The sequence below is a fragment of the Pseudomonas sp. W2-17 genome (assembly GCF_041060445.1).
GTDB lineage: Bacteria > Pseudomonadota > Gammaproteobacteria > Pseudomonadales > Pseudomonadaceae > Aquipseudomonas.
In genome coordinates, this window is the sequence record NZ_JAUFNS010000011.1 from 1 (window position 1) to 13,320 (window position 13,320).

Below are 13,320 nucleotides of genomic sequence, written 5' to 3' on the forward strand. Positions count from 1 at the left end.
AGACATCAAGCTTGAAGGCTGCATCGAACTTTCTGTATTTCTTGGTCATGATCGTTCCTCAATGGGTACAGTTTCCCCCATTGAGGTGTCCGGGGTCATTAGGCCAGCTCACGGCGCCTTCGCGAGCAAGCTCGCTCCCACAGGATCTGCGTCGGCAGAGGCATCTTCGGTGTGGTCATGATTGGTCACAGCCCATCTTTCAGATGCGCTGCTACTCCGCGGCAAACGATGCACTTGTGGGAGTGACCGGGGTGGCGCTCCACCTTGCTCACGAAGACCGTGTTTGAGCCGCTGAAGATTTGGCGAATGTACCGACCTCTTCGCGAGCAAGCTCGCTCCCACAGGATCTGCGTCGGCAGAGGCATCTTCGGTGTGGTCATGATTGGTCACAGCCCCCTCGTTCTGACACAGCGCTTTCGCTCGGCAAAAGATGCACTTGTGGGAGTGACCGGGGTGGCGCTCCACCTTGCTCACGAAGACAGTGTTTCAGCCGCTGAAGATGTGGCGGATGTACCGGCCCCTTCGCGAGCAAGCTCGCTCCCACAGGATCTGCGTCGGCAGAGACATCTTCGGTGTGGTCATGATTGATCACAGCCCTTCTTTCTGATGCGCTGCTATTCCGCGGCAAACGATGCACTTGTGGGAGTGAGCTTGCTCACGAAGGCATCATTTCAGCCGCTGGAGATTTGGCGGATGTGTAGGCCTCTTCGCGAGCAAGCTCGCTCCCACAGATTTTGCGGCGACTGATACATCTCTGGTGGTCATGATTGAGCAGAGCCCATCTTTCAGATGCGCTGCTACTCCGCGGCAAACGGTGCACTTGTGGGAGTGAGCTTGCTCACGAAGCTTTCAACCCCAGGTGACGGCGCCGACTGATCAGTACTGTTTCCGTCGGACCTTGATATCGCCCTGCTGGTATTGCTGATACCCGGTGTAGGGCAGCAGCACGGTATCGGCCACCGCAGAAAGGGCCATGTCGAGTGCGATGGTGGGCGCAGACCAGTGTGGGCCGGAAACTGGCGGGGCGTTCAAGGTGCAGAACTGGTAAACCGCACCGCTGTAGGCGCGGGGGATGGACTGGCAATTGGAGCTGTGGCGCGCCAGTGTATCCGCGGCGCCTTTTTCGTCGTTGAGGGTCTTGATGGTGCCGCAACCTGAGAGGGTTACCATCATGAGTGCTGCAGTCCATCGCTTCATTAAAGTGCTTCCATTGTTTGATGTGAATAACAGCCCGGTAGGCCTTTCAGTCCCTGAAAAATGGGCGGATGAACCGACGCATTCGCGAGCACTCCTACACGTTCGCGCCCGCATTCAACATCAACGTCGGACGCAAATCCCCTGTAGGAGCAATCGGAGGTTACGACGGTCGCGAGGCGGCGGGTCTGTGACATCAATGCCGTCTGGCACGCCGATTTCGCGGGCAAGCGCGCTCCCATACTAGCGCGTCAGCCATCGATATTGAGAAAACAGCGGGCGCGTTCCTTCGTTCGTTACTTCCACGGCGCAGGATCGCCGAACAGCCGCCCTTGCACCCCTTCGATGCCCATTTCCAGGATCACCCGGTGTTCGCCTTCGGTTTCAACCCGCTCGGCAATCAGCGGCAGGTCGATACTGTGTGCCGCGCGTTGTACCGCTTCGATAAACAAGCGCTTGTGGCTTTCCTGGTCAATGGTGCGGATGTAGCTGCCATCGATCTTCAGATACGCCAGCCCCAGATGCGCCAGGTTGCCGATCATGCTGAAACGTCCACCAAACCGCTGCAGCGCCAGGGAATAGCCAGCTTCCTGCAGACGGCGGGTCAACTTCTCCAGCACCGCTTGCTCGGGCACCTGCTCCTCGCCGATCTCGAAGGTCAGGCGTGCGCCGAGTTTCGGGTGCTGGCGCAGGGCGGTGAACACCTCATTCAGCGCCGACGGATCGTTAAGCGTGGCCGCCGACAGGTTCAGCGCCAGTCGCTCATCGTGCGTGCCCAGATGCGCCAGCACCTGCTGCAACATCAGCAAATCCAGCCGGCTCGACCAGCCGAAGCGTTCCAGCCACGGCAGAAAGCGCCCGGCCGGAATCGTCTCGCCGTCAGCATCGACCAGCCGTGACAGCACTTTGTAATGCAGCACCTTCGACCCATCACGAGACTCGACCACCGGCTGAAAGAACAGCTGAAAACGCCCGTGCTCAAGGGCATGATCCAGCGTCCTGTGCCACGCGTGTTGATCTTCACCCAGATCGCCAATCGCGCCGCGCTCGATGCAATACCACGACTGCTCGCCGCCGCTTTCAGCTTGAGACAGCGCCTGATCCGCCAACGCCAGCAAGGTCAGCGACGCATCGCCCGGGCTGTACGGCGCCAGCCCCATGTGCGCGACAGGCGAGACATCGGAAGCGCCGGTGGCTTCAAGACTTTGCAGCGCCGCCTCAAGGTTCTGCACCCACTGCACGGCTTCATCGTGAACCATGCCCGGCGCCAGCACCGCGAACTCACCGCCACGGCTGCGGCTGATGAGGTTGCGGGTTTCCGGATACTTCTCGCAGTGACGCACCAACTGCTCCGCCACCGCAACCAGCAAGGCATCGGTGCGCTTGCCGCCCAGACGCTGGTTCAAGCCGGCCAGGTCGTTGACGCGCAACATCATCAGATACCCCGCGCGTCCGTCTTCCAGATGGCTGACGTGGGCGTTGAGCTGCATGTCGAAATAACGGCGGTTGGACAGCCCGGTCAGGCTGTCCTGATACGACTCGATGCGCAGTTTCTCGCTGCGTTCGGTGCTTTCCTGAAACAGCGCCTTGAGCTTCTCGACCATCTGGTTCATCGCCTGCACCACCCGGCGCAACTCAGGCGTGCGCGGCAGTTCGGGCAGAACGAGGAACTCGCGACGACCAATGGCCTGGGACTGCGCCACCATGTAATCCAGCGGCCTGAGCTGCCGGCGCAACAGCATCGCGCCCAGAATCGCACTGACCACGCCACACACCAGCAACCAGCCAAGGCTGCCCAGCGCGCTCTGCCACAACTTCGCGAGCGCGAACATCGGATGGCTGACCACCTCGACCCGCGCCGTCTGCTGCCAGCCACGGCTGACAATCGCCTCGCCGCCCGCCGGCTCAAGCCCGATGGCGTTGATGAACCACTGCGGCACGCCCTGATTGTCCGGCGTCGCACTGCGCTCGACGATCGCGGCGCCACTCGCCAGGTCCACCACCCGGATGCTCGCGTAATAACCGCTGTCGAAGATCGACGCCACCATCAGCTCGACCATCGCCGGGTCGTCGATATTGGACGTCAGCGAGAGCGCCAGCGAGGTCGCGGCGTCCTGGGCGTGGGAGCGCAACTGATTGACGTACTGCGCCCGCGAGCTTTCCAGGCTGACGACAAAACTCCCCGCAAAGGCAACCACCATGAACAGACAGATCGCGATCAACAGCTGTTTGAACAGAGACATCAGTACTCCTAATTCTCGGGCTCGGTGGGGAAGCCTTCTGCGGTCATTTTTTTCAGCACGTCCTGCCACCGGGACAGACGTTTGGTGTCGCTCACTTTCTTGTTGCCCTGCGCACCCGGCAGCCACAGTCCTTCAGCGTTGAAGGCATACACCGGCAACAGGTCCGTGCGTTCGCTGGCGGGTTTGATGTCGTTGATCAGGCTGTCGAGCACCAGCGGCATGGCGTTCGGGCTCGAGTAATAGGTCAGCACCATGTGCGCGCGGTTCAGGCGCAGGGCCTTGACGTAGGTGATCAGCAGCTTCTCGCTGGGCACGCCCAAACGGCGCAGGCTGAAATACTTGGCGATTGCATAATCCTCACAATCCCCTGCGCCCTTGATCAGCGACTCGACCGGCGTCGCCCAGTAATCAACTTCATGCCAGACGTCGATGTCCTCGGCATAGTGGATTTGCTGGTTGAAGAACAGGTTCACGACTTTCAGCTTGTCCAGTTCGCTGACCTGCTTCTCGGTCGCCAGCAAATTCTGCCAGGCATCAATGCGCTGCTTACCCGCGCCCAACGGCCCATACAGGGCTTCGGCACGACGGCTGATCAGGGAAAAATCCCAATCCGCGCTCAGATAGCCGACACACGCCGTGCACGTCAGTGCAAGCGCCAGAAGCATCCATAATCCAGGGCGCTTTTGAGCCGGGCGTGTCGCCAATTTGTCTAGTCCATCAGGCCATGGATAACGGAAAGGGATGGTGAGGGGTTGACGGAGGAAACGCAATGGCGCGGTGAGATCATGGACGGAAGGAAATGCCCGCAAACGCGACTCATGGTAGGCTCGCGCTCCTTGATTTCATGACTGGCTGGGATGGTTTGGAAGCGCGTATGGATATTGGTTTGAGCTGCAGTGTTTGGGCTGAGGGTGAGCGCACGGGACATCTGGACGGGATAGGCGTTTATACCCGCTCACTCTGGCAGGCCATGGACGATCTCAAACTGACCGAAGCCGCCGGAATGAACTTCAAGCCCTACGCATTTGGACGTCAGCTCCCGACCCTGGAATGCGGTACGCCTGAAGTACTAGCTGAACGATTCAAACTTCATGCTCTTCTCAGCGGGCTGTTCAATCTTTCCTTGCCGAACTCAGCCGCCATTCGAAACGACGTGTCTCTGCTGCATGCCACCGATCACCAGATTCCAAACATTGCAGGCCTTCCCGTGGTCGCAACGGTCATGGACGCCATACCGCTTATCCATCCCGAGTGGATGAGGAAAAGCTTCAGAGGCCTGAAGAGCGCTCTCTTTGCGAGAAGCGTCAGCAAAGCCGACCACGTGATCACTATTTCAGAACACAGCAGACAGGATCTGATCCGTCTGCTGGGCATTCCTCCCTCCAAGATCAGCGTTACCCCACTTGGGGTAAACCCTGTTTATTTCGAGCGTATCTCCGCGCCCCGCAAAGAATCGGTCATCACCAAACACGGCCTCAAGCCGGGCTTTTTCCTTTTTGTCGGGACGCTGCAACCGCGCAAAAATCTTCACCGCGTGCTGGAAGCATTTCAAGCCTTGCCGGCTTCGGTGCGACAAGATCACCCGCTTGTCGTTGTTGGCCGCGAAGGTTGGGCAAGCGAGGATCTCATCCCCCAACTGAAAAAGCTGGAGGAGCACGGCGAGGGCAAATGGCTGTGCTATTTGCCCCAAGACGAAGTCATGGCGCTGCTGCAAAGCGCGAGCGCCATGGTGTTTGCGTCTTTGTACGAAGGGTTTGGCTTGCCGGTGATCGAAGCATTCGCGGCGCAGTGCCCGGTCATTGCGTCGAACACCACGTCGCTGCCGGAAGTCACCGGCAATGCCGCCTGGGCGGTCGACCCGCTGGATGCTGAAAGCATTTCCGCGTCCATGCTCGATGTCTTGAGTAACGAAGCACTCAGGACCGAACGGGTTGAAATCGGGCTGGAACGCGCCCGTCAGTTCACCTGGGAGGAATGCGCGCGGCAGACGCTGGCGGTGTATCGCAAAGTGTTGGCGGCACACGCCAAGGCGTAAGTCGCCGCAGCTACTTAGGGGTTACTTTGGTGTTACTGGGGGCTGAATTATTCAAGTCCTTTAGCGCTTCCGAATCATCACCGCCCAGCCACACGTTCACGCTGGCAACGCTCTCTTGCGACAGCTTGCCGGCCCAGCGATTCAGGATGAACAGGTTAGTGATGAAGTCGTACTGCGATTTCAGCAGATCACTGCGCGCCTTGAATTCATTCTGCACAGCAGTCAGGACGTCGACGGCGTTAACGACGCCATAGGTGAATGCCTTCTGCGCGGCGATGCTCGATTGCTTGGCCGAGGACAATGCATTCTGCCCCGCGCGAATCTTGTCCACGGCAGACTGAGCAGTGAGATACGCGTTGGTGGTTTCCTTCACCACTTGCCGGCGAACCCCTTCAAGATCCTGCTCGGCCGCATATTGCTCGTCATACAGCCCACTCACCCGCGCGGAAGTCGAGCCGCCGCTGTAGATCGGCACTTTCAGGCCAATGGTTGCGACGTAGCTGTCGCTGCGCGGGGTCAGCGTGTTGTCGTAACCGACGTCACTCTGCTGAGCGCCCAGGTTGAAGCTGAGCGATGGGTAGTGACCGCCCTTCCCTTCACGTACCGCCGCATCCGCCGCAGCCAGATTGTTTTCGTAGGCTTTGAGTCGGGGGTTGCTGTCGAGCGCCTGGGCAATCCAGGCGTCCAGCGGCAGAGTAGGCGCTTCCAGTGCAATGTCGTTACGGATCCGGCTCAAGCGATCAGTGATCGGGCGACCGACAATCTCCGATAGCCCTTCCCGTGACAGACGCACCTGATTGCGCGCTTCAATCTCTTGGGCCAGCAATGAGTCTACCCGGGCTTTGAGATCCAGCATGTCCGTAATCTTGGCCATCTGCTTGGCGTACATCGCGTTGACGCGATCAAGGCTGCCCTGGGTGGCGCGCCGCTCGGCCGAGACCAGTTCCAGTGCATCATCAGCAGCGAGCGCCGCAAAGTACCGCTTGGCCAGATCCACCGTCGCTTCGGCCTGGGAGTCCTCGGACTGCGATGCTTTCTGCAGCGTAACGCTCTTGGCCTTCTGATAACGCTCCCACGCTTCCTTGTTGTAGATGAATTGGCTGAGATTCAGCCCATAGCTTTTGTTGTCGTAGATTTCCCGCGACTCGGCGTCTTTGCGCAAAATCCTGTTGAAGTTGCTGTCCACCGACACTTGGGGCAACAACCCGCCGAAGGCTTCGCGCTCCTGCTGTTTGGCAGACCGCGCGTGTGCATAGGCCGAAAGGATGCGCGGATCTTCAAGCCGCGACTCTTTATAGAGCGTCATCAGATCAAGCGAATAGGTCGAAGCGCTGACCTGTTGCGGGGCGGCGGGCTGCGCCGCATTGGCGTTAAGTGCAAACAAACCAAACAGCAAACCGGGAAGAAAACGTACCACTGTCATTCCTCGATCATCGACTTGGCGAACATGTTGCGCGCAGGCTTGAGCAGGTATTGCAGCATGGTGCGTTCGCCCGCGTTGATCAGCACTTCCGCCGGCATACCCGGCTGCAGTTTGCGGTCGCCCAGGCGCTTCAGGCCGTCATCAGTGATTTTCACCCGCACAAGGTAGTAGCCCTCTCCGGTTTTCTCGTCGGTAAGACGGTCCGCCGAGATTCGCGTGACCTCCCCCTGAATGACCGGGGTGGTAGCGCTATTGAACGCGCTGAAGCGGACGTCGGTGAGTTTGCCAAGGGTGATGCGGTCGATGTCATTCGTCGAGACGTGCGCTTCAACTACCAGATCCGACGACTCCGGCACGATGTCCAGCAACGGTGTTCCCGCGCTGACAACACCGCCGATGGTGTGCACTTTCATGTCCAGCACCATGCCGTCTTCCGGCGCCCGGATGACGATGCGCGACAGCCTGTCCTTGAGCGCGCTGGCCTTCTCCTGCAAGTCGAAGACCTGCGCCTGCACATCGCTCAGATCCTTGGCGACATCGGAGCTGAATTTCTGGTTGGTCTGGACAATCTGCATTTCGGTTTCGTTGATCTGCAGACGCGTCTTGGTGATGGTCGACTGGTGGTCGGCGACCTCAGACTTGAGCATGTCCAGCTTGCGCTCCTGCTCAAGCAGACGCTGGTTGTCGACGAAGCCCTGGCGCAGCAGATCCTTAAGCTCGGTGATCTCGCGGGTATAGGATTTCTCAAGATTGACCTTGGTGCCGATCATGTCGTTGAGGCCAATGATTTGCTGCTTCAACTGGCCGATGCGCTCTTGCTGCACCGAGATCTCGCCGAGACGCGCGTCATGCCGCGACCTGAAGACCTGGGCTTCACCATCAATGGCTTCGCGGGCACGATCGCTTTCTACGCCATCGATCTTCAACGCCGGGATAGCCGGCAGATTGTCACGTTCAGCGCGAAGACGGGCCTCTTTGGCGCGAGCCGTGATGAGCTGGTTGCGGGTGGATTCGTATTCGGAACTGAGCTGGCCATCGTCAAGGATGATCAACGGATCGCCCTTGTGCACCGTGTCGCCATCACGAGCGCGCAGCTCTTTTACGATCCCGCCTTCCAGGTGCTGGACGGTTTTGCGGTAACTCTGCACGGTGACAACACCAGAACCGTAAACAGCGTTGCCCAGCGGGGCGAAAGCTGCCCAAGTGCCGAACAAGCCGAAGGTCACCAGAACAATCGTCATCCCGACCCGGCGGATGCCGCGGTCAGAAGTCGGCATATCATCAGACGGCTCGTCGAGCACGGTAATCGCGTTACTGGTCATTCAAGAATTCCTTTCAGGCGCTGGGCTGAATTGCGCCGGTCGCAGCTGGAGCTGGAGCAACCCGAGGCGGGGTTTGACCCTGCGCCTGGGCTTGAGCTTTGGCCTGTTGCTGAGCCAGTTCGGCGATCACTTGATCACGCGGGCCATACATCGTCATCGCGCCGCTGTTCAGGACCATGATCCGGTCCAACCGCGAAAGGACATTGGGGCGGTGCGAAATAATGAACACCGTCGCTCCTGTCTCTTTCATCTTTTGCAGCGCCACGCCCAATGCACGTTCGCCAACTTCGTCGAGGTTGGAGTTGGGCTCATCCAGCACGATCAACCGTGGGTTGCCATATACCGCACGCGCCAGACCAATGCGCTGCCGCTGGCCGCCCGACAGGTTGACGCCTTCGCTGCCGATCACCGTGTCGTAGCCGTCCGGCAATTGTAGGATCATTTCATGAACGCCAGCGATGCGTGCCGCCAACACGGTTTTCTCGGGGTCGACCTTGGTGAAGCGCGCGATGTTATCGCTGATGCTCCCTTCGAACAGCTCGATGTCCTGCGGGAGGTAACCCAGGTGCGGACCGAGCTTTTGCTTGTCCCACGTGCTGATGTCGGCGCCGTCGAGCCTGACCACGCCGTGCTGTGGCGGCCAGATGCCGAGCAACGCACGGGCCAGCGTCGACTTGCCTGCCGCGCTTGGCCCAACGATGCCCACGATGCTGCCGGCGGGCGTCACGAAACTGATGTTTCTGATCACCGCCGCTTTCGCACCAGGTGGCGCCACAACGAGGTTTTCGACCTGCAGATGGCCTTCCGGGTCCGGCAGAGACATCCGCTCCGGCTCGGCGTTGAGTTTGTCCAGCGTGTCATTCAAACGCTGGTACTGCACGCGAGCCGCAACGAAGCCTTTCCAGCTGCCGATCATCAGATCGATAGGTGCAAGTGCGCGGCCCAGCAAGAGGGAACCGGCCATCATCAAGCCGGGATTTATATCGTGAGTGACCACCAGGTACGCGCCGGCCGCCAGCATCATCGACTGCGCCCAGTTGCGGAACGTCTTGGAAATGGACGTGATGACGCCGCTTTTGTCGCTGGCATCGGACTGCAGCACCAGGACGCGCCGCTGACGAACAGCCCATTTGCCCATCAGCGTGTCGAGCATGCCCATGGATTCGATGACTTCAGCATTGCGCAGGCTTTTGGTGGTGTGCAGATTGGCGGTAAGACTTTGCTTGTTGGCTTCTGTCAGCGCCTTGCCGGTGTAGCGGTGATTGAGGTAAGCCAATACCACCAGCACCACAGCAGCTATGACCGTCATCCATCCAAACCAGGGGTGAAACATAAACATCACAGCGGTGTACGCCGGGAGCCACGGCGCATCGAAGAATGCAAACAGCCCGTTACCGGTGAGAAATTGGCGTAACGAGGTCAGGTCATTGAGCGACTGCGCCGAAGCGTCCATACCACCGCTGTTCAACGCCTTCTTGAAACTCGCGCGATACACGTCGCGACTGAGCAGGACGTCCAGCCGATTACTGATGCGCACCATGATGCGCGACCTCACCCATTCGAGGGAGCCCATCGTGATCATCAGGATGGTGAGAATGAGGGTAAGCATGATCAGGGTGGAGGTGCTGCTGCTGGGCACCACCCGACCTGAAATCTGAATCATGTAGAACGTAGGAACCAGCATTAACGTGTTGACGAAAAAACTGAAGAACCCGACGGAGAGGAAGCTTCCGCGACAAGCCTTGAGCGCTGCTTGCAGGTTGTTTTCGTGTGAACGACTCATAGAATCCATTACTGATGAGAAAAAGGCTGCAAAGCCGAGAGTGTACCAGCGGCAGATCAGACAGACAGCATTAAAAGGCCATCAACTGCTGCAAGGGTGGTCGTTTCAGATTAAGTTTTCTTAATGTTTCAATACTGGACAATTTCAGTAGCTCCGGAGCGGTACGTACAATTCAAAAAGTTCAAAGATTTGATACTCAACCGGATGACATGTCATGAATATGAGGGGCAATGTTGCAGGCATTGCTCACATCCCGCCACTACCGTTGCTCGATTTACCCCGCACTGGCCACTCCTCGATTTGCATGCAGCATCAACGGTCGCAAAGCCGGCGAGAACGAATCGGGCAAAGCGCTGGATCTACCGTTGCAGGTTCGCCTGTAGGGAGGAGTTGAGCGGGCGCCCCAGTCATGCCCATGCACAGCGTGCAACATAACCCCGAAAAATTCACCACCCTGACCGTCACATCCCTCGAATGCCCGCGCTAGAGCGGTCGAAATTTTCATACCTCCAGACGCGCGCTCTGACACCCTCCGTAAAATTGCTGCACGACGGCCCGCTGCTCCTTCCCGCGGCTGCTCTCGCGATGCACTTCAAGCACCATGCCCCGGCAGCCGTTGCTCTCAAGATAATGAGAGCCCTGCCGACATACTCTACCTGGACGCATCGGACCAACGGTTCCCACAAACGGGTGAATCCGGATCACTATGTTCCGCACTCGTTTCGCACTGGCGATCCGGAAGATTCCTACATTCCGAATTGACATTTCTGAGGGATCGATTAACCTCGGCCCTCGGCAGATGCCACCAGTGCGCCACTAAGTTAAGCAGTACGATTGCAGCGTTGATGGACCAATATTGTTGCTGTCAACGGCTGTGAGCTCGGGATAAGAAGGAAACTTATTGAGTGCAGTCGCAAACATTAGATGGCTTGAAGATTAGTTCCCGCGTCACATTGCTAGAACCGGGAATGTATATCTTTCGTTACGCCTCACAGTCCTCCGCAGACAAGCCCGTCTGCATTGCGTTGCAGCAAGCTCCGCTTGGCAAAGGCGCCATCGATTTCTTCCCGGCTGAAGGCATCAGCAAGAATATGCTGGCCAAGCTGGGCGACACCATTGTGGCCCGGGTCAAGGGCGGCATCGCGACAGTCCTGATTACCGAATATCACATGTTCGATGAAAGCATTGATCCCATCGATCTGCGCATCGACCGTATCGACACGTCCCCCGCCATCATGCGCGACTACAGCGTGATCAGCGCTGCTGAACCCAGTCCGGCCATCACATCGAATACTGCACCTGCTTCTTTGACATTGATCGCCCACCTGCAAGGTATCGGCGATGTAAAGTCGCACGAATGCTGGGCCGGGATGCATGACAGCAAAAAGCGCCTCGAAGGTTTCGAAGTCATCTGGAATGACAAGCCCGTGGGTGTCGACCTGGTTTACACCTCTACAGTGGCAGGCTCCGGCCCGAGTTCAAACGTGCCTGCGGGGACCTTCACCGGTACCCGTGGCAAACGTCTTCCGTTGGTGTCAGCAGGCTTCAGCCTCGTAGGCCCGAATCGACATCTATACGAATTATCTGGCCACATTGTGTTTACCGGCTCTGCGCCGCGATCCATTGTGCCCAATCAGATGATGCATGGCCCCACCGGCACCGAGCCCTTGGTGGCGCTGCACATCTGCATTACACCCGTGACGAAGATGAACGCTGCCCGCTATAAGTCTCCGTGGGAAAACTCTGCATTGACGCAGAAACTTAGTAATACAAGCCAGATGGCTTGAAGTAACAGGACTTCCCCATGCAATACGACAGCCCGGTTTCAGCTGCAAATATTCAAGCATTCCTGGACGCTCCAGCGTTCTCCGACACAACAGCGGCGACCATCAGCAGCTTGCTGAGCCTGGACACTGCTCAGACTGTCAACGTAGGCACGTGGGACGGCGTCAACGCTCCTCAGGTACCGGCTGGTCAGACTGCAGACGTTGTAGTAGCCAATATCGCTGGCGCGCACGGTGATCTGGTTGTTCTCGACGTCCCTGCCTCGTTGAGCTCGGCCAAAGCGTTGGTATTCCAGAGCGACGCCAACCTGTCCGTGACCATTGATGCCCCAGCCGTCGCTGAGACTGCATCCTCCGCTCGCGCCTTTGCTGCTGCAGATGCATCTACAGCTATCGCACTGGCCGTTACCACCGGCAATGGCGATGACATCGTCAACGTCAAAGGCGATCAGAACACTTACATCGACGCTGGCAACGGCAACGACACCGTCACCACTGGCAACGGCAACAACACCGTTGTGGCTGGTGCTGGCAACAACACCATCACCACCGGTACCGGTAACGACACCATCATCTTGAGCGGCATTGCCCACGCTGACATCGTCAACGCTGGCGGCGGTTACGACGTTGTTCAACTGGACGGTTCGTCTGCTGACTTCAACGTCACTGCTGGCAACAGCAACAACGTGACATTGACCTCTGCAGCAACTGGCGTCGGCCAAACTGCAGCGATCACAGACGCTGAGTTCCTGACCTTCACCAATGGCAGCACGATTGCATTGGCACACAGCGATGCTGAAGCATCTGCTCTGCGTCTGTACGAAGGCCTGCTGGGTCGCGACGCCGATGCAACTGGCGCTCAACACTTCACCACACAAGTGGATTCGGGTACTTCCCTTACCGATATCGCCAATCAGTTCTTGAATTCTCAAGAATTCGGCGGCGCGGTAACTGAAGGTGAAATCAACACCCTCTACACCTCGATCCTGGGTCGTGCTGCTGACGCAGGCGGTTCTGACACGTGGGAAGCCATCATCGCAGGCGGCGGCACCCTCGCACAGGTTGCAGCGGGTATCGCAGGCTCGGTTGAAGCTCAACAGCTCGATCAGTCGAACGGCACCTTCGTTCGTGACCTGTACACCAACGTTCTGGGCCGCCCTGCTGACGACGCCGGTCTGGACTCGTGGGTATCGCAACTGTTCAACGGCACCAGCCGTGGCGAAGTTGCTGCAGGTATCGTTGGTTCGGCTGAAGCTTCCGCTAAAGCTGACAGCACCTTCATCGATAACCTGTACCTGACCGCTACCGGTCGTGCTTCGGACGAAGGTGGCAAAGCTACCTGGACCGATATCCTGGCTAACGGCGGCACTCACGCTGACGTCGCCATCGGTATCGTTGGTTCGCCAGAAGCAGTCGCACACAACGACAACGTTGTTGTACTGCACGGCGCAGTCTAACTAGCCCTGTAGTAGCGATGGATACTCCCGGCCGCGAGGCCGGGTAGTGTGCAAAAAAAGGGGCGACTTTCGGGTCGCC

General features: G+C 58.4%; 10 protein-coding genes. 4 read left to right on the forward strand and 6 right to left on the reverse strand.

The genetic code is table 11. The features are described from left to right. Window positions 1–181: hypothetical protein (locus QWI20_RS15080; protein WP_369306178.1), on the forward strand; the 181-nt coding region annotated here is incomplete at its 5' end. A 695-nt stretch (window positions 182–876) separates the two neighbouring features. Here the strand turns inward: QWI20_RS15080 and QWI20_RS15085 are convergent. The 3 genes from QWI20_RS15085 to lapG all read right to left on the reverse strand — a co-directional run bounded on the left by QWI20_RS15085 (window position 877) and on the right by lapG (window position 4,102). Beyond that, window positions 877–1,173: a YceK/YidQ family lipoprotein gene (locus tag QWI20_RS15085; protein ID WP_369306179.1), complete on the reverse strand. Its 297-nt coding sequence runs from the start codon at window positions 1,171–1,173 to the stop codon at window positions 877–879. A 317-nt stretch (window positions 1,174–1,490) separates the two neighbouring features. Continuing rightward, window positions 1,491–3,437: a cyclic di-GMP receptor LapD gene (gene lapD, locus QWI20_RS15090; RefSeq protein WP_369306180.1), complete on the reverse strand. Its 1,947-nt coding sequence runs from the start codon at window positions 3,435–3,437 to the stop codon at window positions 1,491–1,493. Window positions 3,438–3,445: 8 nt separating this feature from the next. Beyond that, window positions 3,446–4,102 (reverse strand): cysteine protease LapG, encoded by a 657-nt coding sequence (gene lapG, locus QWI20_RS15095; protein WP_265388231.1) that lies wholly within the window; start codon window positions 4,100–4,102, stop codon window positions 3,446–3,448. A gap of 209 nt (window positions 4,103–4,311) precedes the next feature. Here lapG and QWI20_RS15100 point away from each other — a divergent pair, with 209 nt between their 5' ends. Continuing rightward, complete coding sequence (locus QWI20_RS15100; RefSeq protein WP_369306181.1) at window positions 4,312–5,472, forward strand: glycosyltransferase family 4 protein; 1,161 nt, start codon at window positions 4,312–4,314, stop codon at window positions 5,470–5,472. Window positions 5,473–5,482: 10 nt separating this feature from the next. Here the strand turns inward: QWI20_RS15100 and QWI20_RS15105 are convergent, their stop codons facing one another. From QWI20_RS15105 to QWI20_RS15115, 3 genes are read right to left on the reverse strand one after another with little or no spacing between them, the layout of a single operon-like run. Beyond that, a complete protein-coding gene (locus tag QWI20_RS15105; protein WP_369306182.1) occupies window positions 5,483–6,895 on the reverse strand; it encodes a TolC family outer membrane protein in 1,413 nt (470 codons plus the stop codon). Next, window positions 6,892–8,217, reverse strand: coding sequence for an HlyD family type I secretion periplasmic adaptor subunit (locus QWI20_RS15110; RefSeq protein ID WP_369306183.1), 1,326 nt, complete (start codon window positions 8,215–8,217; stop codon window positions 6,892–6,894). The genes QWI20_RS15105 and QWI20_RS15110 overlap by 4 nt, the downstream gene beginning before the upstream one ends. Before the next feature lie 13 nt (window positions 8,218–8,230). Next, window positions 8,231–10,000, reverse strand: a complete 1,770-nt coding sequence (locus QWI20_RS15115) for a type I secretion system permease/ATPase (RefSeq protein ID WP_369306184.1) — start codon at window positions 9,998–10,000, stop codon at window positions 8,231–8,233. Window positions 10,001–10,968: 968 nt separating this feature from the next. Here QWI20_RS15115 and QWI20_RS15120 point away from each other — a divergent pair. Then, entirely contained in the window at window positions 10,969–11,787 is an 819-nt protein-coding gene (locus tag QWI20_RS15120; protein ID WP_369306288.1) for a hypothetical protein, read from the forward strand. A 17-nt stretch (window positions 11,788–11,804) separates the two neighbouring features. Beyond that, window positions 11,805–13,241 (forward strand): DUF4214 domain-containing protein, encoded by a 1,437-nt coding sequence (locus tag QWI20_RS15125; RefSeq protein WP_369306185.1) that lies wholly within the window; start codon window positions 11,805–11,807, stop codon window positions 13,239–13,241. Window positions 13,242–13,320: the final 79 nt, after the last annotated feature.

Excerpts from the sequence above, each read along its gene's own strand:
- QWI20_RS15085 (WP_369306179.1), bottom strand. The coding sequence starts at position 1,173 with ATGATGGTAACCCTCTCAGGTTGCGGCACCATCAAGACCCTCAACGAC.
- lapD (WP_369306180.1), bottom strand. The coding sequence starts at position 3,437 with ATGTCTCTGTTCAAACAGCTGTTGATCGCGATCTGTCTGTTCATGGTG.
- lapG (WP_265388231.1), bottom strand. The coding sequence starts at position 4,102 with ATGCTTCTGGCGCTTGCACTGACGTGCACGGCGTGTGTCGGCTATCTG.
- QWI20_RS15100 (WP_369306181.1), top strand. The coding sequence starts at position 4,312 with ATGGATATTGGTTTGAGCTGCAGTGTTTGGGCTGAGGGTGAGCGCACG.
- QWI20_RS15105 (WP_369306182.1), bottom strand. The coding sequence starts at position 6,895 with ATGACAGTGGTACGTTTTCTTCCCGGTTTGCTGTTTGGTTTGTTTGCA.
- QWI20_RS15110 (WP_369306183.1), bottom strand. The coding sequence starts at position 8,217 with ATGACCAGTAACGCGATTACCGTGCTCGACGAGCCGTCTGATGATATG.
- QWI20_RS15115 (WP_369306184.1), bottom strand. The coding sequence starts at position 10,000 with ATGAGTCGTTCACACGAAAACAACCTGCAAGCAGCGCTCAAGGCTTGT.
- QWI20_RS15120 (WP_369306288.1), top strand. The coding sequence starts at position 10,969 with ATGTATATCTTTCGTTACGCCTCACAGTCCTCCGCAGACAAGCCCGTC.
- QWI20_RS15125 (WP_369306185.1), top strand. The coding sequence starts at position 11,805 with ATGCAATACGACAGCCCGGTTTCAGCTGCAAATATTCAAGCATTCCTG.